General features: G+C 62.2%; 15 protein-coding genes. 7 read left to right on the top strand and 8 right to left on the bottom strand.

Annotated elements, in window-relative coordinates:
- Window positions 1-4: 4 nt before the first annotated feature.
- The 3 genes from V1283_RS41285 to V1283_RS41275 all read right to left on the bottom strand — a co-directional run bounded on the left by V1283_RS41285 (window position 5) and on the right by V1283_RS41275 (window position 3720).
- Complete coding sequence (locus V1283_RS41285; RefSeq protein WP_442895919.1) at window positions 5-883, bottom strand: ABC transporter permease; 879 nt, start codon at window positions 881-883, stop codon at window positions 5-7.
- Window positions 884-895: 12 nt separating this feature from the next.
- Window positions 896-1849, bottom strand: a complete 954-nt coding sequence (locus V1283_RS41280; RefSeq protein WP_334392307.1) for an ABC transporter permease — start codon at window positions 1847-1849, stop codon at window positions 896-898.
- A gap of 212 nt (window positions 1850-2061) precedes the next feature.
- Window positions 2062-3720, bottom strand: coding sequence for an ABC transporter substrate-binding protein (locus V1283_RS41275; RefSeq protein WP_334392306.1), 1659 nt, complete (start codon window positions 3718-3720; stop codon window positions 2062-2064).
- Between the two features lie 197 nt (window positions 3721-3917).
- Here V1283_RS41275 and V1283_RS41270 point away from each other — a divergent pair, with 197 nt between their 5' ends.
- The 3 genes from V1283_RS41270 to V1283_RS41260 all read left to right on the top strand — a co-directional run bounded on the left by V1283_RS41270 (window position 3918) and on the right by V1283_RS41260 (window position 6610).
- Window positions 3918-5531, top strand: coding sequence for an ABC transporter substrate-binding protein (locus tag V1283_RS41270; RefSeq protein ID WP_334392305.1), 1614 nt, complete (start codon window positions 3918-3920; stop codon window positions 5529-5531).
- 178 nt (window positions 5532-5709) lie between these two features.
- Window positions 5710-5895, top strand: coding sequence for a hypothetical protein (locus V1283_RS41265; protein ID WP_334392304.1), 186 nt, complete (start codon window positions 5710-5712; stop codon window positions 5893-5895).
- Between the two features lie 64 nt (window positions 5896-5959).
- A complete protein-coding gene (locus V1283_RS41260; RefSeq protein WP_334392303.1) occupies window positions 5960-6610 on the top strand; it encodes a hypothetical protein in 651 nt (216 codons plus the stop codon).
- A gap of 172 nt (window positions 6611-6782) precedes the next feature.
- Here V1283_RS41260 and V1283_RS41255 read toward each other — a convergent pair whose 3' ends face one another.
- A complete protein-coding gene (locus tag V1283_RS41255; protein WP_334392301.1) occupies window positions 6783-9011 on the bottom strand; it encodes a CHASE2 domain-containing protein in 2229 nt (742 codons plus the stop codon).
- Window positions 9012-9103: 92 nt separating this feature from the next.
- Entirely contained in the window at window positions 9104-14062 is a 4959-nt protein-coding gene (locus tag V1283_RS41250; protein WP_334392300.1) for a VCBS domain-containing protein, read from the bottom strand.
- A 679-nt stretch (window positions 14063-14741) separates the two neighbouring features.
- On the opposite strand from V1283_RS41250, the gene V1283_RS41245 reads away from it, so the two are divergent.
- The 4 genes from V1283_RS41245 (at window position 14742) to V1283_RS41230 (ending at window position 18754) form a co-directional block, all read left to right on the top strand.
- The gene (locus V1283_RS41245; protein ID WP_334392298.1) at window positions 14742-15542 is read left to right on the top strand and encodes a transglutaminase-like cysteine peptidase; all 801 of its coding nucleotides are present in this window, start codon (window positions 14742-14744) and stop codon (window positions 15540-15542) included.
- A 263-nt stretch (window positions 15543-15805) separates the two neighbouring features.
- Window positions 15806-17470: a methanol/ethanol family PQQ-dependent dehydrogenase gene (locus V1283_RS41240; RefSeq protein WP_334392297.1), complete on the top strand. Its 1665-nt coding sequence runs from the start codon at window positions 15806-15808 to the stop codon at window positions 17468-17470.
- Window positions 17471-17483: 13 nt separating this feature from the next.
- Window positions 17484-17837 (top strand): c-type cytochrome, encoded by a 354-nt coding sequence (locus V1283_RS41235; RefSeq protein WP_334392296.1) that lies wholly within the window; start codon window positions 17484-17486, stop codon window positions 17835-17837.
- Window positions 17834-18754 carry a substrate-binding periplasmic protein gene (locus tag V1283_RS41230; protein WP_334392295.1) on the top strand — a complete coding sequence of 307 codons (921 nt, stop codon included), beginning with the start codon at window positions 17834-17836 and terminating at the stop codon, window positions 18752-18754. Before V1283_RS41235 ends, V1283_RS41230 begins: the two co-directional genes overlap by 4 nt.
- A 244-nt stretch (window positions 18755-18998) precedes the next feature.
- Here V1283_RS41230 and V1283_RS41225 read toward each other — a convergent pair whose 3' ends face one another.
- From V1283_RS41225 to V1283_RS41215, 3 genes are all read right to left on the bottom strand, one after another.
- Window positions 18999-20198 carry an ABC transporter substrate-binding protein gene (locus V1283_RS41225; RefSeq protein ID WP_334392294.1) on the bottom strand — a complete coding sequence of 400 codons (1200 nt, stop codon included), beginning with the start codon at window positions 20196-20198 and terminating at the stop codon, window positions 18999-19001.
- A 95-nt stretch (window positions 20199-20293) separates the two neighbouring features.
- Window positions 20294-22132 carry an AMP-dependent synthetase/ligase gene (locus V1283_RS41220; protein WP_334392293.1) on the bottom strand — a complete coding sequence of 613 codons (1839 nt, stop codon included), beginning with the start codon at window positions 22130-22132 and terminating at the stop codon, window positions 20294-20296.
- Window positions 22133-22253: 121 nt separating this feature from the next.
- On the bottom strand, window positions 22254-23033 hold the full coding sequence (locus V1283_RS41215) for an ABC transporter ATP-binding protein (RefSeq protein WP_334392292.1): 780 nt from the start codon (window positions 23031-23033) through the stop codon (window positions 22254-22256).
- Window positions 23034-23038 lie beyond the last annotated feature (5 nt).

The following is a 23038-nucleotide window of genomic DNA, read 5'->3' as shown; positions in this document are numbered from 1 at the left end:
CGCGTCAGTTCCTGATGTCCATGGCGCTGCGCATGCCGTCGCTGAGCAAATTGAAGCAGATCGATACCGCGAAGATCATGACGCCCGGCAGCGCCGCCACCCATGGATTGACATAGATCGCGGTGCGCAGCGTGTTCAGCATCAACCCCCATTCCGGCTCCGGCGGCTTCGTCCCGAGGCCGAGGAATGAAAGTCCGGCGGCGAGGATCATCGACACCGAGATCAGACCCGTGGCGTAGACGAAGATCGGCCCCAGCACGTTGCCCAGCATGTGGACGCGCATGATGGTGAACGGCCCGGCGCCGGAAGCACGCGCGGCCTCGACGAAATCCATGTTGCGCACGCCTGTGGTGACGCTTTCGGCGACGCGGGTGATCTGCGGCACGAACACGATCGTCAGCGAAACGATGGAGTTGACGATGCCCGCCCCCAGCGCGCCCGAGATCGCAATCGCCAGCAGCACCGACGGAAAGGCGTAGAACACGTCGATCGTGCGCATGATCGCGGTGTTGAGCCTGCCGCCGACATAGCCGGCGATCAGCCCGAGCGAGGTGCCGATCATGAAGGCGAGGATCACAGGCAAAATGCCGATGATCAGCGACAGCCGGCCGCCATAGATCAGCCGCGCCAGCATGTCTCGGCCGAGTTCGTCGGTACCGAGCGGATAATTCGGCGTGCCGATGTGGCGAAGCCTGCGGATCATCGAGCCCTGGTAGGGATCGGCAAGGCCGAGCCACGGCGCGAGCAGCGCGGAGAGAAAGATCAGCACCAGCACGAACGCGCAGACCATGCTGACCTTGTCGCGTGAAATGCGGCGGCCGACGGTGGCCCAATAGCCGCGCGCCTTGGTGGCGGGCGCGGCTTGCAGGGCGGTATCCGACATCACGGTCATGAATCAGCCCCGCTTGATGCGCGGATCGATCGCGGCCTGCGCGATATCGACCAGCAGATTGAGGGCCACGAAGAACAGCGCGAGCACCAAAATCGTGCCCTGCAGCAGCGGCAGGTCGCGCTGGAAGATCGCGGAATTGAGCAACAATCCCGAGCCGGGCCAGGAGAACACGGTCTCGATCAGGATCGAGCCGCCGAGCATGTAGCCCAGTTGCAGGCCCATTACGGCGAGCGCCGTCGGCGCGGCGTTCTTGATGACATGCTTGAACACGTCGAGTTCGCGCAAGCCCTTGGCACGCAGCGCTTCAACAAAGTCCTGCGAGAGGATGTCGCCGGTGAGCGCGCGCACCGTGCGGGTGACAATGCCCATCGGAATCACCGAGGTCGTGATCGCCGGCAGGATGAGATATTTCATGTGCTCCCAATCCCAGCCCCACGAGCCGGAACCGCTGGGACCGGCGCCGACCGCGGGCAGCCAGTTGAGCTGCACCGAGAAGATGATGACCATCACCATGCCGAGCCAGTAATGCGGCACCGAGACGCCGGCAATCGCGATCGAGGTCGCGACCTTGTCGATCCAGGTGTCGCGGAAATAGCCGGCGATCAGGCCGAACAGCAGCCCGAGCGTGAAGCCGATCAGCGCCGCGGCGATGGCGAGCGTGACGGTGTTGCTGACGGCACGCAGCACTTCCGACAGCACCGGGCGGCCGGTCGCGATCGAATTGCCGAGATCGCCATGGAGCGCGCGCCACAGCCAGAGCCCGAACTGGACCGGCAGCGGACGGTCAAAGCCGTAGGCGGTGCGCAGTTGCGCGGCGAGCTCCTGCGACGCATCCGCCGGCAGCACCGCGACCAGCGGATCGCCGGGCGTGATGTGCACGAGCAGGAAGCATACCAGTGCGACGCTGATCACGATCGGGATGACGTAGACGATGCGTCGGGCGATGTAAGCAAACACGGGTCACTTTTTCTTCTTCCCTTCTCCCCTTGTGGGAGAAGGTGGCGCGCATTCATGCGCGCCGGATGAGGGGTCTCTGTCCGCGGACGCAAGCATTTCGAATGAGGGGCGCGTATCCGCGGAGAGAACCCCTCACCCGTCTCGAATGAGCTTCGCTCATTCGATCCACCCTCTTCCACAAGGGGAGAGGGGAAGCGAGCGCGAAGCCGATATTACGGCGCCATCGACACCGGCGAGAAGTCGACGAACCAGCTCTTCGGCTGCACGAAGCCCTTGACCTTCGGGCTCATCGCGCGCGGCGCGACGTCGTGGGCGACGTAGAGGAACGCCGCATCGTCCACCGAGGCCGCGTGCAGTTCGGCGAGCGCGGCGTCACGCGCGGCGGGGTCGAAGGTCTGGCGCGCCTTGGTCACCAGCTCGTCGAATTTGGGGTTGTTGATGTAACCCCAATTATTCGACGTTGGCGGCGCCATCGACGATTGCAGGAAGCGCACCAGAGCAAAGAACGGATCCATCGCCGCATAGGTCACGTTGGTGGCGTTGGCGCCGTTGGCGGTGGGATCCTTAGCGCCGCGCCGCCAGTTGGTGAACAGCGTGTTCCACTCGATGACGTCGAGCTGGACGTCGAAGTAGCATTCCGCCAGCGCCTGCTGCAGATATTCGTTCATCGGCAGCGGCAGCATCTGGCCCGATCCGGAGGCCGAGGTCTGGGTCTTCACCGTCAGCTTCTTGCTCGGACCGTATCCTGCTTCCTGCATCAGCTTCTGCGCGGCCTTCAGGTCATACTTGATCTCAAACGTTGGCTTGCCGCGCCAGGGATGGCCGGGCTCGAAGGTGCCGGTCGCCGGCACCATCAGGCCGGCCAGCAAGCCGTCGCGCAGGCCCTCGCGATCGACGCAGAGATTGGCGGCCTTGCGGACGCGGATGTCGTTCCAGGGCGAGCCTTCGATCCGCGAAAACTGCCACGGCCAGACATGCGGCTCCTCATTGGACGTAATCGTGAAGCCGCGCTGCTTGATTTCCTTGACCGCATCCGGCGCCGGTGCCTCGACCCAGTCGACCTGGCCTGAGAGCAGAGCGGCGGTGCGGGCGTTGGCCTCCGGCATCGGCAGCAGCACCATCTTGTCGACCTTGGGCACGCGCGCCTTGTCCCAATAGCCCTCGTTCTTGACCAGCTCGAGCCGCTCGCGCGGCGTGAACTGCGACATTTTCCAAGGGCCGGTGCCCGAGGCGTCCTTGGCGAACGCCGCCCAGGCGGCCTGCGATTTTGCCTTGGCGTCGGCGCCTTCAGCCTTGTCGTAAAACGCCTGCCACTTCGAAGGGCTGGCGATGAACAGGTTGGTCAGGTTGATCGGCAGAAAGCTGTCCGGCTCCTTGGTGGTCAATTCCACCGTCATGTCGTCGATCTTGCGCGCCGAGGCCAATGTCGGCATGCGCGAGGCGGTGACGCCAACCTGGCTGGCGTCGAAATGCGGCGCGTCCTGCTTCAGCACTTTTTCGACATTCCAGACCACGGCGTCGGCATTGAACGGCGAACCGTCGTGGAAGGTGACGCCGGGACGCAGCTTGAACGTCCACTTCTTCTTGTCGGCCTCGTCGACCTTCCATTCGGTCGCGAGCCCGGGGATCATGATGCTCGCCTTGTCGGCCGACGTCAGGTCCCACATCGTCAGCGCGTCGTACATGGTCAGGCCGGTGAAGCGGTTGCCCTCAAAGCCCTGATCGGGCTGGCCGAGGGTGCGCGGTATATCGGCCGCGGTCATGCCGATCCGCAGCACCGTTTCGGCGCTCGCAACCTGCGGCAGTCCTACTACCAGCGCGGTCGCCAGCAGCCATGCGGTGGCCGCCTTCTTCGGTTTGTCGTTACGCATCTGCAGCAATTCCTTCTCAACTTGGGTGACTAATTCTTATGCAAAGGTATGCAACGCCTGTGCCAAGGAAGGCACTTCGCTAGGGGCCAATAGCCGCACAACTTCCGGTGATTGCGCATACAACCGCGCCTTCTATGCTACATCTGGCATCAAGCTTGCATTTTTCAGCTCCAAACCCCGCCGAAGGAGCTTAATTCATGCGCACCCGAAATTCGATGCTTCTTGCTGCCGCGGCAATGGCCCTCGGATTGTCTCTTGGCTTGCCCACGATTTCGGCGCAGGCCGAGACCGTTGTGCGCTACGGCATTTCGATGGCGGACATTCCGCTGACCACTGGCCAGCCCGACCGCGGCGCCGGCGCCTACCAGTTCTCGGCCTACACGATCTACGACCCGCTGGTCGCCTGGGAGATGGACGTGTCCGACCGGCCCGGCAAACTGGTGCCGGGGCTCGCCACCGAATGGAAAGTCGACGACACCGACAAGAAGAAATGGCGCTTTGCCTTGCGCAAGGGCGTCAAGTTTCACGACGGCAGCGAATTCAACGCCGACGCCGTGATCTGGAATCTGGACAAGGTGCTCAACGATAAGGCACCGCAGTTCGACAAGCGGCAGAGCGCGCAGGTGAAAACCCGCCTCCCCTCGGTCGCGAGCTACGCCAAGATCGACGATGACACGGTCGAGATCACCACCAAGACCGTGGATTCCTTCTTCCCGTATCAGATGCTCTGGTTTCTGGTGTCCAGCCCCGCGCAATATGAAAAGCTTGGCAAGGACTGGGACAAGTTCGCCAGCCAGCCCTCCGGCACCGGGCCGTTCAAACTCACAAAACTCGTTCCGCGCGAACTCGCCGAGTTGACCAGGAACGCCGACTATTGGGACAGCAAGCGAATTCCGAAGGCCGACAAGATCGTGCTGATCCCGATGCCGGAGGCGCTGACGCGCACCAATGCGCTGCTGGCGGGCCAGGTCGATCTGATCGAGACGCCGGCGCCGGATGCCGTGCCGCAGCTCAAATCCGCCGGCATGAAGATCGTCGACAACGTCACGCCGCATGTCTGGAATTATCATTTGAGCGTTTTGCCGGGTTCGCCCTGGACCGACATCCGCCTGCGCAAGGCGCTCAATCTCGCGATCGACCGCGACGGTGTGGTCGGGCTGATGAACGGCCTCGCAAAACCCGCCAAGGGCCAGGTCGACCCGTCGAGCCCTTGGTTCGGCAAGCCGTCCTTTGAGCTCAAATACGATGTCGCGGCGGCGAAGAAGCTGGTGCAGGAGGCCGGCTATTCGAAGGAGAAGCCGTTGAAGACGACCTTCGTCATCGCGCAAGGCGGCACCGGGCAGATGCTGTCGCTGCCGATGAACGAATTCCTGCAGCAGAGTTTCAAGGAAATCGGCATCGAGATCGACTTCAAGGTGGTCGAACTCGAGACTCTCTATACCGCGTGGCGCAAGGGCGCGGCCGACGAGATGAACGCGGGCATCACCTCCAACAACATCGCCTATGTCACGTCAGATCCGCTCTATGCCATCGTGCGATTCTTCCACTCCGGTCAGATCGCGCCGGTCGGCGTCAACTGGGGCGGCTATAAGAACCCGAAGGTCGACGCGCTGATCGACGAGGCCAAGCAGACCTTTGATACGGCGAAGCAGGATGAGCTATTGGCGCAGGCGCATGCGCTGATCGTCGACGATGCCACGCTGGTCTGGGTGGTGCACGACACCAACCCGCATGCGCTGTCGCCGAAGGTGAAGAAGTTCGTGCAGGCGCAGCACTGGTTCCAGGATCTGACGCAGATCGGGCTGGAGTGAAAGGGGCACGAATAAGGCTCGAGAATTTTGCCCGTCTCACAATTGCCGCACAGCAGTCATGTTCGCCGAACGTGTCCGCCGTACTGTCGTCGTATTCCGACGATCATGTGCACGGCATGCCTGCCGGGCAGCGCTCTGCAGGCATGCCTTGTTTCGTCCAACGTCATGGGGAACTGCCTTGATCAAGATTGCGATTGTAGTAGGTGCAACGCTTGCCGTGGTGACTGCCGCCAGCGCTGCCGACATTCCACGCCGACAGCCCGTCTATCAGCAAGCGCCCGTAGGCAAGATGCCGATCGGCAAGACCCCGATCGGGAAAAGCCCAATCGGCAAGGCGCCAGGGCCCGTCGTGTCGCGCTACTAGCGCACGGCATTGACCGAGGGGTCGTTAAACCTGCCTTTGTCGTCGACGGTTGAGGGGGCGAAGCGTGGCAAGCCGACCTAACAGACTGGGACCATGGTTGCTTGCGGGACTCACACTCGCAGCTTCGCTCCCAGGCACAATCCCATCAGCTTCTGCACACGAGGCACGCAGGCGCTTAGCTGACGCGAATGCGCTTGTGTCTGGTGACGCGCCCACCCAGCCAAGACCGACGGTACAGGCGGCTCGAAAGCTGGGTACAGCCAAGGGGCCGTACTACGTCGATTTCAGAGCCAGGACGGCGGCGAGCTGGGGACATGCTTTCGTCTGGTACGGGAAGACGAGCGAGCGAGCCGTTGAGGTCGCGGGTCTAACGCCTGCGGGAGAGACCTTTACCTACGTGCTGGGGCATTTGACGTGGGTCCCGTCCGAGACCGGAGCAAGCTATGGCGATCTTGATCCGGAGTACCTGACCGCGAGCTACCGGGTTTACCTGAGTGAGCCGGACGCAAAAAGGGTGTTCGCCTACATCAAGGAGTTGCAGGCGAGTTCACCGGTCTGGAACGCGGAAACATCCAATTGCACGGCGTTTATCGGTAGCATCGCAAGTTTTATGGGACTGAAAGTGCCTCTCCGCTGGCAGCGTCCCGAGAACTACGTCAACAGCCTCAAGGAAATGAATGGCGGACGCCAGATGGTCCGCCTGTCGTCGGAGTAGTCGGCGGTTGGTGGTCTCGCAATATCCGCTGTCGTCCCGGGCAAGCGAAGCGTGACCGGCGGCTTATAACAACGGGGAGCCGGCAGGATGGGACGAGCGGAGCGAAACCCATCGCGCTTCGGCGCAGGGATTGGATGGGTATCGCTTTCGCTCCACCCATCCTGCGTTCTTCTTACTTCGTCAGCAGCGCGAAGGCGCCGTTCCAGTCTTGCGGCGGCGGGTTTTCGAGGTAGCCGCGGATGCGGGCTTCGTAGAGATTGTAAAGCAGCTCCAGCGAATTCGCCTCGTCGGTGTTGCGGCCGCGTTCGATCGCCGCGAGTGCGCCTTCCCAGTCGCGGTTGCGATAGCAGGAGAGCATCTCGATCGTCAGGTTGCGCAGGCGCTGGAAGCGGCCGGATTGCGCGGTGTCCTCGCGGCCGGCGATGGCGTAGATCACCTCGGGCTCCTTCTTGCCCTTCACCATGATGAAGTCGAGTTCGAGGATCGCGAAGCGGTCCTTGACCGTCAGCGCGGTCTTGGAGCCGACAATGATGGGAAATCCGTATTCCTTGGACTGGCCTTCGAGGCGCGAGGCCAGATTGACGCTGTCGCCGAACACCGAATAGTCGAAGCGCTGATCGGAGCCCATGTTGCCGACCACGCAGATGCCGGTATTGAGGCCGACGCCGACATTGAGCGGAATGAACGGACGCCCTTCTTCCCTTGCCTCCTGCTCGCGCGCCTGGTTGAGCTCGTCGACGCGCTCCAGCATGTCGAGCGCCGCCTCGCAGGCATTGAGCTCATGATCCTTGTCGTCGAGCGGCGCGTTCCAGAACGCCATGATGGCGTCGCCCATATATTTGTCGATGGTGCCCTTGCGGCTGAGGATGGCGTTGGTCAGCGGGGTGAGGAAACGGTTCATCAGCGCGGTCAGGCCCTGCGGGTCGTTCTTGTAGGTTTCCGAGATCGAGGTGAAGCCGCGCATGTCGGAGAACATGATGGTCATCTCGCGCTCCTCGCCGCCGAGCACCAGCTTTTCCGGCGACTGCGCGAGCTGCTCGACCAGCGCCGGCGACAGATACTGGCCGAAGGCCGAGCGAATCTGACGGCGCTGCGCCTGCTCGCGCACGAAGCTGGAAAAGATCAGCGCAAGGTAGATCGCCGTGGTCGACATCAGGGGATAGGTGAAATCGATCAGCAAACGGTTGTGCGTGTAGAAATACACTGACATGCCAACCAGCATGCTTGCGAACGCCGCGCCAAGGGCGACCAGCGTGACCGGCCCGAACAGGGGCGCAAACGCGATCACCAGCAGCCCGAACAGCAGCGCGCTCACCAATTCGACGGCAAGGCCGTAGATCGGCTGCGAGATCACGTCGCCGGTCAATGCGCTTTCCAGAATCTGGGCGTGGATTTCCACGCCCGGCATGTTCTGCGAAACCGGCGTGGTCTTGATGTCGTTGAGACCGACGGCCGAGGTGCCGATCAGGACCAGCTTGCCCGCGATCATTTCGGGCGCAACGGTCTTTTCCAGCACGTTCATCACCGGAACGTAGAGAGAAGAGTCTTGACGGGCGTAGCGAACCCAAAGCTGGCCATTGCGGTCGGTCGGAAGCTCAAAGCCCTGGATGCGGAGGCTCTTGATGCCAGTTTTTTCGGATTTGATCAGGATCGTACCCGAACCGGTGGCGACCCGAAGCATCTCGAAACTCAGCGAGGGCATGGCCTGGCCCTGCGCCAACATGATCATCGGCACGCGCCGCACGATGCCGTCACGCTCGGGCTTGATTGTGAACAGGCCGCGCCCGGCCGCGGCATGTTCCAGCACCCTGGTGTTGCGCAGCAGGCCCGGGAATTCAAACATGAAGCGTTGCGGTTCCTCGCCCAGCATCGCCAGTCCGGTCACCGGTAGCGTCTTGTCGAGCGCGGCCAGCTCTTCCGCGGCCCCCGATTCACCAAGCACTACGCGCGACTTCCGAATGGCTTCGGCAAAAATCTCGTCGTTGCTCGGCAGCGCGCGTAATTTGGCGCGGGTGTCCTCATCGAGATTCCGGAACGTATCGGCTGCATCAGCGGGATTGAGCCGGTCCGGCTCCGAAAACACCGCGTCGAATGCAATCACGACGGCGCCCAACCTGGTCAGCTCGGTAATGAGATCGGCGATCCGCGTCCGCGGCCACGGCCACTGGCCGAACTTTTCCAGGCTCTTGTCGTCGATATCGACGATCGTCACCGGCCTTGCGGTCTTCTGGCGGGGATCGATGCGCTGGAAAAAATCGAAGGTCCTGACCCGAATTTCCTCGACGGGAGCCGGATCGGCGGCACGAAGGGCGGCGAACCCGATCAGCAGCGCAAGGCACAGCATCCGGGCATAGCCGATGCGCCGCTTGAACCACCTCGGTAAGGCCCGTAGTCGCTTCATGGCTTCCGATTGTTCGCCTAACCGGCAGCTCCAGACAAGCCAGAAGATGGTATCGATATCACGGCGCCGGTGCGAATTCGCAAGCCGCTACGCTAGGCAACGTGATGCGGCGACACGATAAAGTCGCCGGCATGCAGACTGGTGACGGTGACGTTCTTCAGCGTGAGAGTGTCGTTGCCGAGCGTGATCAGGACGTCCGCCGGGTTTGTCGAACTTTGCACCGCATGGGCGGACAGCCAACCATTGATATTGTCCGAATCCACGACTTCGGCAAACGGCCGCAGATCGATGCGGTCCTCGCCCGGCGTGAAATCCGTGATCGTGTCGGCGCTCGGGGTCTGTCCCGGCGCAAAAACGAACTGATCGGCGCTCGCACCGCCGGTCAACGTGTCGTCGGAGCCGGTCGTGAAAAAGATGTCCTTGCCGGGCGTGCCGGTCAATGTCACGGGACCCTGTCCGGCCTCGTTGAAGACGAAATGTACCGTATCGGAATGGCCGAGGCCGTCGGAGACGGTCAGCGTCACCATGTCGGTTTGCGATGGATCGTTACCCGGATCGTAGGTGATGCCCTTATCCAGCGCGGCGTTGACCGCCGCGAGCGAGCCGTCAGTCGCCGGCGGGCTCAAACTACTGCTGGCACCACTGGCTGCCGCGCTGACCGTGAACGTGTGGTTCGGCGCGGAGGCGTCGGTGTCGGAGACATACAAGCCCGTTACCGTCGTCGTGCCGTCGCCATTGTGGGTGACGCCGAACGCATCGGTGCCGATGACCGGCCCGGCGGCGAGGATGCTCGATCCGTTCGTCGAATTTTCGGCGCCGACGAGGGTGATGGTCAGCGGCTGGCTTCCGGTATGGCCATGACCGTCACTGACCTCGGCGACGAATTTGATCTTCAGTATGTCGCCCGCATTCAGGAAGTCGAAATTGGCATTGGTCGGCTGATAGGTCCAGTTCAGGACCGCCGTTCCGCCGTTACTTGGCACGCTGTTGAAGGTCACGTCCGCGGCATTCACCAAGGCCGATATGTCGATGTTGCCCGGCACGGACGCCGATCCATTGTACTCGATCGTGGCATTGCCGGTTACGAACGCCGTCAAGGTGTCGCCGACGTCGCCGTCGTGGACGCTGAGTGTGCCCTTGATCGGCCCCGAAAGCCCGGTAACGGGCGCCGGGACGTTGCCGGCGGAAATGTTGTCAATCTCGAACGCGTTTGCACTGCTGCTGAGCACGACCTTGTCGAAGGGGTGCAGGCCGGAAAATTCGACATACCCGTTCGAGGAGAATGAACCCTGGTTGCCGGTCGGAAACAGCGGGGAAATTTCGTCGCCGGTATAGGAGGCGACAAGCGTCGTTCCGTCGTAAAATTTGATGGTGTTGTAGGAATCGAGCGAACCCCAGTAAAGGCCGAACGCGTTCTTCTCCGACGCAAAGGTGATCGTCTCGGTGCCGTTTGCGCCGATGGTCAAATAGTTTGTCGTATCCTTCCCTCCAGGCAGCGGCCCGACAAACGGGGCTGCCGTGACCGAGGACGAGCCGTTGACGATTCCAGCATTGCCTGACGCCGAAAAGGTCGCTCCGAGCGTCGCGCTTTGGAAGGTGTGCGATGACGTGCCGGTCGTTACACCGTCGAACGTCTCCGTATTCAAACCGAGTGAGTTTACGTTTACGCCCGGGTCAAGCACGATCGGCGCGGTCGGAGCCGCCACAATGACGGTTTGTGCGGCGGGATCGACTTCACCCACGATCGACGGCGCGTCGTTGGTGCCGGTAACGGTGACCACGAAGGTCTTCGGCGTCACGCCGCCGTCGCCATCGTCGATCGCAACGGTGTAGGTCAGCGTTAGGACCTTGTCCTTCGGCAGATAATCGAACGCGGTCGAGGCCGCCGAGAACGACAGATCGACCGAACCGGACGACGAACCGGAATTCTTGGTCACCGCGCCGGGCGTCACGAGCGCAATCAGCGCGCCCTGGTCGAGCCCAAGGCCCGTGGTGGTGCCGGTCGCCACCGCGCCGGTGATGGTTGCGGTGTGGCCGACATCGGACAAATCGAGATCGGTGAAAGTGACAGGGATCGTCGTCGCCAGCGGCGCGGTATTGGCCTGCTCGACGAGGCCCTGCTGCGCGATGTCGGCGATCTCAGGCGCGTCGTTGCTGCCGTTGACGGTGACGACAATGTTCTGCGAGGTGACGCCACCATGATGGTCGTCGACCTCCACCGTGTAGGTCAGCTTGACCGCCTCGCCATCGGCGAGATAGTCGAAATAACTATCCGGCGCCGAGAACGACCAACTCTGCGAGCCCGGCTTGCCGTCGGTGGAATCGTTCAGCGGGCCGAGCGACAGCCACTCGGACGGGACCGCGCCGTTAACAAGGCCAGTCGTCACGCCGGTAGCGTGGACGCTGGTGATCTTGACCGCGTGCGTGTCGGTCAGATCGGCATCGGTGAACGTGATTGCACCGCTTGCGGTATCCGGCGTCGCCGAATGGTGGGTGCCGACATGTTCGGTGATGGCCGCGGTCTGCGGGTCGCTGGTAATTTTAACCGTATCGTTGCTGCCGGTGACGGTGACGGCGATCGGCTTGGTCACCACGCCGCCATGGCCGTCATCGACGGTTGCGGTGTAGGTCAGCGTCAGGGTCTCGCCGTCGGCAAGGAAATCGAAGGCACCGTCGGCGACGCTGTAGCTCCAGCTCGCCGAACCATCATTGGCATTGCCGGGAGTCTGCACCACCGTCAGCGGCTCATCCACGGCCGCGATCGCCGCGAGCTGCTTGGCCGTGAGCTGTGAGGTGATGTCGACGCTGTGGGCGTTCAGGTAGCTGAACGAGGTGAAGGCGGCGCTCGCCACCGGCCGGTCGGTCAGGTCGACGTCGGTGAAGCTGATGGTGCCGGACGCCGTATGCAGCTCGGTGGACCCGGTCGGGTTCGGCTGCTCCGCGTTCGAAAGCTCGGCAAACCCACCGCTCGTCGTGGCGATGGTCGGCACGTCGTTGGTACCGGCGACGACGACGTCGGCGCCCTGGATCGAGACCGTGATCGGCGTGGAGACGACGCCGCCGTGGCCGTCATCGACCTGGGCGACGTAGTTGAGCGTCAGCGTCTCGCCCTTGGCGATGAAGTCGAACTTGCTGTCCTCAATGCTGTAGGTCCAGCTCGCCGAGCCCTTGTGGGTGTTGCCGGCCGCCTGCACCACGCTCAGCGGCACCTCGACGGCCAGGATCGCCGCCAGTTGCGCCGGCGTCAGCGTCGCGGTGATGTCGTTGCCCTCCGCATCGTAGTAGCGGAACGGATCGGTCGTGGAGATCGCGGCGCTGACGACGGGCCGGTCGGTCAGGTCAACGTCGGCGAAGGTGACGGAGCCGGTCACGGTATCGACCGCCGTGTTGCCGGTGCCGATCCGCTCCGTGATCGTACCGCCCGTCGCGGAGAGCGTCGGCTTGTCGTTGGTGCCGGTGATGACGATCGTAAACGGCACGAACGTCGTCTCGTTGTTCGGCGCGTAGTTGTTGTCGACCCGCGCCAGATAGGTCAGCGTCAGCGTCTCGCCGGCACCGAGGAAGTCGAACGCGCCATCGGCGATGTTGTAGGTCCAGGTTGCCGTGCCGATGTTCTTGCCGTTGGGGTCCTGCACCATCGAGAGCGGCACTTGGACCGCCTTGACCGCAGCCAGTTGCTCCGCCGTCAGGGAGGCGGTGACGTTGGCGCCCTGCGCACTCTGGTAGGTGAAAGAAGAAAACTGCGCACTGACGCTCGGCCTGTCGCCGACGTTGACGTCGACATAGTTGACCGCGCCGGACACACTGTCGACGGCGGCACTGGCGGTAAGAGTGACGCGTTCAGTAAGCGCGCTGCCGAACGCCGCCGCCTGCGGCGGCCCTGGAATATGCACGAGCTGGGGTGCGGGGCCCGGCGCCGGGGCGACCGACGGCCTGTCCGGGATGTTGAGGAACTGAAGCGTAACCGGGACGAACTCATTGCCGGCCACCTTGACGAACATCGTTTCCGGAATGACCGTGTCGGTAAAGTTGGTCGTGAGCTTGGTGTTCGGGTTTTTCACGTCGGTGAACTTCAGCGAAAACACATCGCTGATGATCTTCTGCGCGTCGGGCGAGAGTTGCACGGACGACTGGAAACTGACCGCGCCCTGGCCGTTGATGATCGTCTGCGTGCCCGCCCGGTTGACGGTTGCGATCTGCGTCAGCGTGGTCTTGTCGTACAGGATGTAGGAGCCGGTGGTGCCATCGGGCTCGACCAGCACCTGGAATTTCGCCGGCGGCGCACCACCCTGCACCGGCACATCGAAATCGATCTCGACCAGCACCGCGGTGCCGCGGATGCCCATGGTCGCGACCGGCGTGTCGATCTTCATGTCGCCTTTCTTGGCGGTGGCGCCGGCGACAAAGGAGATCGTGCCCTGCACCAGGCTGAGCAGCGTTTTGTTGTCCGACCCATTGGGGTCGTAGACCATTTCGTTCAGCACCATCTTCGCGTTCGACGCGAGGCCGAACACGGTGCCGTCGATGAAGGTGATGCCAAGCGTCGAATCGGAACCGGACTGAACAACGTCGCCTTTGAGGACGTTGTCACCCTGGTTCAGGATCATCGACACGCCGTTGCGGATCGCGGTCGCGTTGCCGGCCAGCTTGGTGACATGGCCGATGAGCTGCGGCGCGACGCTGGCGCTGCCGTCGGCCTGCGCGAACTGGGTGTACCCGGCCAGCGCGTTGACGATGTCGCCGGTGAGGTGGGCGCCATCAGGCGAGGCCAGTGCGGCGCGTTTCTCGCCCTTGAAGTAATCGGGCAACACGACCTCGTGGTCGCCGCTGGTGAGGACCAGGTCGACGCCCGACCGCTTGAAGTCGCCGGTGAAGAGCAGATGAGCATCAGAAATAATTATGGCGTCGGACGGCGCATGTGTCGAAACCGTGTCGACATGGACCTTGCCGTGGGACGAAAGATGGCCGTGCTGTGACAGCGGCCCAACGTCAATATCCACGCCGGAAGCAGTGTCGAGACCGCCCGATCCGAATTTCCCGGCGTAGTTCAATGGGGCACCACACTAAATGGTTAAGAAGTATAAAATTTCCCTGCGGGGTTTTCATACCACGCAGGTAAGGAACACAACAGTACGCGGCCGCGGAACACCCTCAATATGGGTAAGTCTGCAACAGGACCGAAAAGGTCCGGAAAAACTCTCGGGCGAAAGTGTGGCGAGGAAAAGGCGGGGTTTAACCAAGGCGATTGAGAAATGGGCACGGCTCGCCCGAGACATAAAGGTAAGGAAATACAATAGCTTATATTTTCTGCAACGCAATATTTCTGCTTCCTGAGCGAAGCGACAGCCGCCTGAAGACTGATCAGTTTCCCCGGATCCCATTGATGCCGCCCTCCCTTCGAGGCATCCGGACAGGTCATAATTGCTTACCCAGCGATCTGCGGACAGGGTTAATTCGGTGACGCTGTGACCCTTTCGCAACCGTAACTTTGAGCCTTATCCCGCAGCCCTACCCGGGTAACCGGGCGGCTTTGACGAGCCCCAATCCGAGTGGATCGATAAAATTAGCTGTAGCTGGCAAGGCCACGTTCAGACTGTTTCGAAAACTCCCGGCTCGCCCCCTATCGTTTTAGACGGATCAAAAGATCCATTGCCCATCCTGCCCATTCGGAAATGATCCGGTCACGCGCAGGCAGAGCAAGCCAGCCGATGCCCGGACGAGGGGCGTCAGATGGGGTTATCAGTCTATGCGCGCGCATGGCGTGCGGGCATCATTGCGTGCGGTCTGGCCTGGTTCGGGCCGGGTGACCTGCGGGCTGAAACGCCGGAGCCGTCGGCACCGGCGGAGTTGATCCAGCGATCGGCCGAGCCGTTCGGGCTTGCCGCATCTCCCCTCCCGAGCGGCGGACTGCGCGACAAATGGCTCGGCGTGCAACGCCGGCTCGACGACGAAATGGTGCAGCTTGCGCTCTGCGAAGGCGACCGTGACGGCTGCGTGTCGCCGGCCGCGTTGAAATTCCTCGACATCGTCGACGCCGCCCGGCTGCGCGAAGGCCGCGCCCGGCTCGGCGAAATCAACCGCGCCATCAATCTCGCTATCCGGCCGATCAGCGACCTCGCCCAGCACGGCCAGATCGACGTCTGGACGTCGCCGCTCGCAACGCTCGCGCGCGGCGGCGGCGACTGCGAGGATTATGCGATTGCGAAATTCGTCGCCTTGCGCCGCGCCGGCCTCGCAGCCGACGATCTCAGGATCGTGGTGCTGCACGACACCATTCATGGCGAGGACCATGCGGTGGCCGCCGCGCGGCTGGATGGCCGCTGGCTGACGCTCGACAACCGCCGCATGGCCATGGTTTGGGATGCCGACGTCAGAAATTTCCGGCCGACATTCGTGATCGGCCAGCACGGCGTGATGCGATACGCCGATGCTCCTCTGCTCGCCGACGCCTCGGGCGATAATTCTGTGGCTTCGCTCGTCGTGAGTTCTCTGGCCGGCTCCGTGGCCCGGCCATTCGAACGTGCCTACTGACAGCACGCAAATGTTGCGCGGCGATAGCCGACAACAATCTGCTTTCCTTGCCTGATCTTCCTTGCCTCATGACCGATGGTGCGCTGCAGCCGTAATGCGCACCGCACTCCCGAAAACATGACGAGACAAGCTTCTCGCTTTTCTCTTCGCGGGATCTCACGCGTCATCTTCGACTTTCGTATTGACGCTTTTTCCCGTTTCAGGAAGATTGCTGATCCGCAGCGCCAGCAATAGGCGCGCAGGAGTTCATTGGGAGGGACGACATGAAGAGCATTGCGTTTGCTGCAGGCCTTGTCATTCTTGCGCCGCTCGGCGCAAGCGCTCAGACGACCGATCAATTGGTCAAGGGAGCGGCCGATACTACGAGCGTTCTCAATTACGGTATGGGCTATAATCTGCAGCGGTTCAGTCCGCTGACGCAGATCAACAAGGATAACGTAAAGAACCTGGTGCCGGTGTGGAACTACAGCTTCGCAGATGATCGAAGCGCGCAGTCGCAGCCACTGGTATACCAAGGTGTCATTTACGTCACCAACCACAACGCCACGATGGCGGTTGACGCAAAGACCGGCAAACAGATCTGGAAGACCAAGGTCGAGTACCCGGCCGAGACGCCGCGCATCGTTTGTTGCGGCATCATCAACCGCGGTGGGGCGATTCACAACGGGAAGCTTTTCCGCACCACGCTCGACGCCCACGTCATTGCACTCGACATGAAGACCGGCAAGGAGCTGTGGCGTCAGAAAGCGGCCGACATCAAGGAAGGCTATTCGATGACCGTGGCGCCGCTCGTCGCGGACGGCGTTGTCATCACGGGCATTTCCGGCGCGGAGTTCGGGACCCGCGGGTTCATCGATGGTTGGGATCCAGAGACGGGCAAGCGCCTGTGGCGGACCAACACGGTACCCAGCCCCGAGGAGCCCGGCGGCGACACCTGGAAAGGCGATACCTGGAAGCTCGGTGGCGGATCGACATGGATCACCGGCTCCTATGACCCGGAGCTGAACACGGTGTATTGGGGCGTCGGCAACCCGGGGCCGTTCAACGCGGCGGTGCGTCCCGGTGACAATCTGTACACCTGCGCGGTCCTGGCGCTCGAGCCGAAGACCGGCAAGATCAAGTGGCACTATCAGTTCTCGCCAAACAATCCGTTCGACTATGACGCGGTCGCCGAGATGGTGCTTGCCGATATGACCATCGAAGGCAAGCCCACCAAGGTTCTGATGGATGCCAATCGCAACGGCTTCTTCTACGTGCTTGACCGGACGAACGGGAAACTGCTCGCGGCCAATCCCTATGTGAAGGTGAACTGGGCCACCGGCATCGACATGAAGACCGGCCGTCCGATTGAGACCGACGTGTCCAAGGACGCCCGCGAAGGCAAGAAGGTTACGGTTCAGCCGTCGATCCTCGGCGGCAAGAATTGGGAACCGATGTCGTACAATCCGCAGACCGGCCTTGCCTACGCCAATACGCTCAATATCGGCGGCAACTACAAGGCCGAACCGGCCGTCTTCAAGCAAGGCGAATGGTATCTCGGCATGGACCTGACCGACATCTGGGCATGGCCTGACGGACCGCGCGGCCATCTCAAGGCCATCGATCCCATGACCGGAAAGGCAAAGTGGGAAGTGCCGAGCGATATACCGCGCTTCTCGGGCGTGCTGTCGACGGCCGGCGGCATCGTGTTCTCCGGCCAGTTGACCGGCGAGTTTGACGCCTTTGACGCCAACGACGGCAAGAAGCTGTGGAGCTTCCAGACCGGCTCCGGCATCGAAGGGCAACCAGTGACCTGGCAGCAGGACGGCGTCCAGTATATCGCCGTCACCAGCGGCTATGGCGGCGTCTACTCGATCTTCTCCGGCGATGAACGGCTTGCCAACGTGCCGACAGGCGGGTCGCTCTGGGTGTTCGCGGTAAAGAACTGATCGCGGAACGCCGATGACTGACAAGGTGTCGAAGCTGACGGCGGCGTCTCTCGCCGCCGTCGCGGTGGCGGCAATGGCGTGGATGGCGATGCCGGCTACCGCGCAGCAACAAGCCGCCGTCAGCGATCAGACGCTGATCGGCCCTGGCAAGACCACTTATGCGCAGAAATGCTCGCACTGCCATGGCCCGAACATGGTCACTGCTGGCACGGTTGCGCCCGACTTGCGTGCGTTCCCGGACGACAACACGCGATTCATCGCCACGGTGAAGCAGGGCAAGAACAACATGCCGCCGTGGAAGGACATTCTGAGCGACCAGGAGATCACCGAGATTTGGGCCTTCGTATCGAGCCGGAGGAAGCAATGAAGCGCTGGCTCGCGGTTGCGGCCGTGCTGCTTGCGACGGCGACGGCAGCGCATGCGGATGGAGATCCGCTGAAAGTCTGTCTCGATGAGAACCTGCCTCCTCTTTCACTGCATCAGCGCGGAAAGCCCGACAGCGGGTTTGACGTCGCGCTTGCGCAGGCTGTTGCCGATCGCCTCGGCCGGCCGTTCAAGATCCAGTGGTTTGAAAGCAAGCTCGACGAAAGCTCGAGCCCGGCCCTCGAAGCCAATGCCCTGCTCTCCGACGGCCGCTGCGCGCTGGTCGGCAGCTATGCCTTGACCAATGACTCGCTGAAGGTACCTGGCGTCAAGACGGCGAAGCTGCCGGATTTCGAGGGCGCCACCCGCGACGACCGCCGCCGCCGCGTGCCGGTCGGCGTGCTTGCACCGAGCCAGCCCTATGCTTACTCGCCACTGACCGTCGTGCTCGGCGAGAAGGCGCGCGACCGCAAGATCTCCGGCATCGGCGATCTCGCCGGGCTGCGCATCGCGATCGAAAGCGGCACGCTTGGCGACGCTATCCTGATGACGTTCGAAAAAGGACGCTTGATCGACGACATCACGCATCTGGTTCCAGGGCGGCAGGACTTGCTCGGCGCGCTCAACCGCGGCGAATTCGATGCGACGCTGCTCGACCTGAGCCGCTTCGATGCCTACCGCGGCGCCCATCCCGACAGTAAGCTCGCCGCATCCGGATATTATTATCCCATCGGCGTTAATCGGGGCTATGTCGGCCTCGCCAGCGATCCGGCCCTCATCGTCGCGGTCAATAAGACGCTCTCCGATTTGCAGGCAGCAGGAACCATCGCCGACCTCGCGAAGGCGGCCGGCCTCACCTATCTGCCGCCGGTAGAACCCGCGATCCTCGGCGACGAGTTGCTGAAGATACTTCAGAAATAGCGACGGGAGTGTGCGGATCGTGCTGGTTCTCCGTCATTGCGAGCGAAGCGAAGCAATCCATGGCGCCACAAGCGGAGGGATGGATTGCTTCGTCGCTTTGCTCCCTTGCGCAAACGCTTCGCGTTTGTCGCAGGCAACGACAGCGCTTGCCGTCCGAGCTAAAGGCACAGACAAAAAGGGCTGCGCGATCGTCTCGCGCAGCCCCTATGTCGTTAGCCCTTGCCGTTGGAGCGAGAATGCTCCCTCAGAACATCAGGCCTTCCTTGACCAGCACCCAGCGGCCATTCTTGACCTGCTGGACCTGGGTGATGGTGTTGGCGAGATGATCGGTCTTGGAGAACTTGGTCGGCGGCGAGTTGAAGATGTCCATGAACTTGTCGCCGGATTCCAGCGCGTCCATCATCTTCTGGCCGGTCAAATCCTTGCCCGCCTTGTTGGCGTAGAACGCAAACGTCATCGTGGCGTTGTAGCCGATGATCGCCTGCGTGTTGGCGTCGGTGCCGAACATCTTCTTGTAGTTGGCAAGCCAATCCTTGACCTTGCCCTTTGCGGTGTCTTCGTACGGGATTTCGAAACCCGAAGCCGCGTAGAGGCCTTCGACTGCGTCCTTGCCGAGCGCCGGCACCTCGAGCACGTTGGTCGGCGTGGCGCCGAGGAAGGTGACGTCCCAGCCGAGCTTCTTGGCCTCGCCCATGGCGCCGATGGTTTCGCGAATGACCGTGCCGAGCACAACCATGTCGCAGCCGTCGGCCTTCATCTTGGCGATCTGCGCGCTGAAGTCGGAAGCGCCGCGCTTGTAGCTCGTGACCGACGCGGGCGTCAGCTTCATCGCGGAAACCTGCTGCGTGAAGCCGTCAAGCACGTTCTTTCCGTACTCGTCGTCCTGGTGCATAATGCAGGGCTTCTTGAAGTTCTTCCCCTCGATCATGTATTTGACGGCCGCACGCGTGCTCTCGACGTAAGGCAGCAAATTGTTGAACTTCAGTCGCTCCTGCGGCTTGGCCGGATCGAACTTGAAGGTGAATTCGGCCGCCGTCAGCGGGAACAGCTGCAGGACGCCGGCATCGAACAGGATGTCCTGCGCGGCGAGCACGGTGGGCGAGCCCATCGGACCGACCATAGCGAACACCTTGTCGCGCTCGACCATCTTCTGCGACGCCAGCACGGCGCGCTTCGGATCGTAGCCGCTGTCCTCCAGGATCAGCTTGATCTTGCGGCCATGGATGCCGCCGGCCGCGTTGATTTCCTCCGTGGCCATCTTCATGCCGTTGGAAACCGGCACGCCCCAGACCTTGATCGGGCCAGAGAGGTCCTGGTGGGTACCGATAACGATCTCGGATGCGGAGATGCCTTCATTGGTAACCTTGGTCTGGGCGGCGGCCGGCAGTTGGGTCAGCGCAAGGGCGCTGACCGCAAGGCCGAGCGCCTTGAACGATTTCGACATTGCAGTCTCCTCTTCGATGGCCCGTGTTGAGCGAAGGGTGGGGCCTTCTCAATCCTTCGCCGTTTCCGAAAAAATTCCGCTTCAAGTTTCGTTGGCTACGCCACCGCCCGCTCGCCATACATGGCGTTGATTTCGGCGGCATAACGCTTGTTCACGAAACTGCGCTTCAGCTTCATGGTCGGCGTCAGCTCCTCGTCCTCTGGCGTGAGCTGGCGTTCGATCAGGTAGAACTTCTTGATGGTTTCGACGCGCGCAAAGTTGACGTTGACCGCCTCGATCTCGCGCTGGATCAGATCCTGGACTTCCTGCGCACGGCACAGGCTGGCGTAGTTGGTGAAGGGAATGTCCTGGTCCTGCGCGAACTTCTCGACATTCTCCTGGTCGATCATGACCAGACACGTCAGATACGGCCGCTTGTCGCCGATGACAACGGCGTCGGAGACGTAAGGCGAGAACTTGAGCTGGTTCTCGATCTCCGACGGCGTGATGTTCTTGCCGCCCGAGGTGATGATGATGTCTTTCATCCGGTCGGTGATCTTGACGAAGCCTTCGTTGTCGATCGAGCCGACGTCACCGGTATGCAGCCATCCCTTGGCGTCGATGGTCTCCGAGGTCTTTTCCGGCTGGTTCAGATAGCCCATGAACAGGAAATCGCCGCGGATCAGGATTTCACCTTGCGGAGAGATCGCAACTTCGCCCCAGGGCGCGGCCTTGCCGACCGAACCGAGCTTGATGCGCTCGGGCGGCATCACGGTGGCGACACCGCAGTTTTCGGTCTGGCCATAGACCTCCCGCATGTCGATGCCGAGCGAGAGATACCAGCGGATCAGATCGGGTGCGATTGGCGCTGCGCCGGTAAAGGCCAGCCGGCAACGGTCGAGGCCGAGCATGCGGCGGATGTTGCGGAACACCAGATAGTAGGCGGCGCTGTTGGCGAGCCGCAGCGCCAATGGCGGCGTATCGCCCTGCAGTCTGTACTCAGTCACGCGATTGCCGATCGCGAGCGCGTTGCGGTACATCCAGTTCTGGAAACCGGTTGCGTCCTTCAACGCGATCGTGATGCCGGAATAGAATTTTTCCCAGATCCTGGGCACCGCCAGAAACGCAGTCGGCTGCACCTCGCGCAGATTGTCCGGGACGGTTTCCGGGCTCTCGGCGAAATTCATCACCGATCCCAGCGCCAGCGAAACGTAATAGCCGCCGATCCGCTCGGCGACATGGCAGAGCGGCAGGAACACCAGCCGCTCCTCGGAATCGGTCGACGGAAACAGATCGTTGGCGTGGCGCATCTGATGCGTCACGCTGCGATTGGAATGCATCGCGCCCTTGGGCGGGCCGGTCGTGCCTGACGTGTAGACCAGGATGGCGAGATCGGACGCTGAGCGGCTTCCGATCATCTCGTCCCACAGCGCGTCTTTGCCCTGGGCGTGGTTGCGCCCGAGCGCCATGAACTCGGCCAGCGACAGCACCATCGGGTCGGTAAAGCCGCTCAGCCCCTCCATATCGAACACGACGATCTTCTGCAGTGTCGGGCACCGCGAACGGCACGACAGGATCTTGTCGAGCTGCTCCTCGTCCTCGGCGAAGATCACCTTGGTCGAGGAATCGTTGATCAGATATTCGACCTGCGAAGAGGAGTCGGTCGGATAGATTCCGGAAGAGACGCCGCCGGCGCACAGGATGCCCATGTCGGCATAGACCCATTCCGGTACCGCGTTGGCGATGATCGAGGCGGCGTCGCCGGGCCGGAAGCCGGAGGCATGCAGGCCGAACGCGATATCCTTGGAGATCTGCAGCCACGCGCGCCAACTGGTCGGCTGCCAGATGCCGAATTTCTTTTCGCGGATCGCCGGCCGGTCGCCGCGGGTTTCCACGGACTTCAGAAAGCTCCTCGCGATCGTGTCGGCGACCGTCAGCACTGCCGGTCTGGCCATGCGTCTTCCTCCCTCTGTGGCCTGCTTCTGGTGCCGGCCTTGGCGACCGGTCTGTTTTCTCGAAGCGTGGCCTGAATTTAGCTCCAACCAGTCCTGAACGCCATGCTCTTGGCTGCGACCTTTACCGCCAGGTTTTCTTCTTTTTCCAGCGCCGCTCGCCACGGGCGCCTTCTTCCTTGGCGCCGAGATAGAATTCCTGGATGTCCTTTGAACTCATCAGCCGTTCGCAGGTGTCGTTCATCACGACCCGGCCGATTTCCAGCACATAGCCGTAATGCGCCGTCTCCAGCGCGACCTTGGCGTTCTGCTCGACCAGCAGGATCGACATGCCCTGCTCCTCGTTGACGCGCTTGATAATGGTAAAGATCTCCTTCACCAGGATCGGCGACAGGCCGAGCGACGGCTCATCCAAAAGTAGCAGGGTCGGACGGTTCATCAGGGCCCGCCCGATCGCCAGCATCTGCTGCTCGCCGCCGGAAAGCTGTCCGGCCGGCTGGTTGATGCGCTCCTTCAGCCGCGGGAAATAGCCGTAGACGCGTTCGAGATCCTCGGCGACGCCGTCGCGATCCTTGCGCGGATAGGCGCCCATCATCAGGTTTTCGCGCACCGAGAGGAATGGAAACACCTCGCGCCCTTCCGGCACGTGGCTTAAGCCCAGCCGCACGATCTTGTCGGCTTCCATGCGCTGGATCGGCTTGCCCAGAAATTCGATCGAGCCCTTCTGGGGATCGAGAATGCCGGAGATGGTCTTCAGCACCGTGGTCTTGCCGGCGCCGTTGGCGCCGAGCAACGTGACGATCCGGCCGCGCGGCACTTCGAGGCTGATGCCTCTAATCGCCATGATCGGCCCGTAATAGCTCTCGATATTGCTGAGCTTGAGGATGATGTCGGGAGCGCTCATGGCAT

It is taken from the genome of Bradyrhizobium sp. AZCC 2262, assembly GCF_036924535.1.
In the GTDB taxonomy this organism is placed as follows: Bacteria; Pseudomonadota; Alphaproteobacteria; order Rhizobiales; family Xanthobacteraceae; genus Bradyrhizobium.
This window is presented reverse-complemented; position numbering and strand designations above follow the sequence as displayed.

What these genes read in the sequence shown, in the direction of transcription:
- V1283_RS41230 (WP_334392295.1), top strand. Translation starts at nt 17,834, where the DNA reads ATGAAGCGCTGGCTCGCGGTTGCGGCCGTGCTGCTTGCGACGGCGACG.
- V1283_RS41220 (WP_334392293.1), bottom strand. Translation starts at nt 22,132, where the DNA reads ATGGCCAGACCGGCAGTGCTGACGGTCGCCGACACGATCGCGAGGAGC.
- V1283_RS41245 (WP_334392298.1), top strand. Translation starts at nt 14,742, where the DNA reads ATGGGGTTATCAGTCTATGCGCGCGCATGGCGTGCGGGCATCATTGCG.
- V1283_RS41270 (WP_334392305.1), top strand. Translation starts at nt 3,918, where the DNA reads ATGCGCACCCGAAATTCGATGCTTCTTGCTGCCGCGGCAATGGCCCTC.
- V1283_RS41235 (WP_334392296.1), top strand. Translation starts at nt 17,484, where the DNA reads ATGACTGACAAGGTGTCGAAGCTGACGGCGGCGTCTCTCGCCGCCGTC.
- V1283_RS41275 (WP_334392306.1), bottom strand. Translation starts at nt 3,720, where the DNA reads ATGCGTAACGACAAACCGAAGAAGGCGGCCACCGCATGGCTGCTGGCG.
- V1283_RS41285 (WP_442895919.1), bottom strand. Translation starts at nt 883, where the DNA reads ATGTCGGATACCGCCCTGCAAGCCGCGCCCGCCACCAAGGCGCGCGGC.
- V1283_RS41255 (WP_334392301.1), bottom strand. Translation starts at nt 9,011, where the DNA reads ATGAAGCGACTACGGGCCTTACCGAGGTGGTTCAAGCGGCGCATCGGC.
- V1283_RS41240 (WP_334392297.1), top strand. Translation starts at nt 15,806, where the DNA reads ATGAAGAGCATTGCGTTTGCTGCAGGCCTTGTCATTCTTGCGCCGCTC.
- V1283_RS41225 (WP_334392294.1), bottom strand. Translation starts at nt 20,198, where the DNA reads ATGTCGAAATCGTTCAAGGCGCTCGGCCTTGCGGTCAGCGCCCTTGCG.
- V1283_RS41215 (WP_334392292.1), bottom strand. Translation starts at nt 23,033, where the DNA reads ATGAGCGCTCCCGACATCATCCTCAAGCTCAGCAATATCGAGAGCTAT.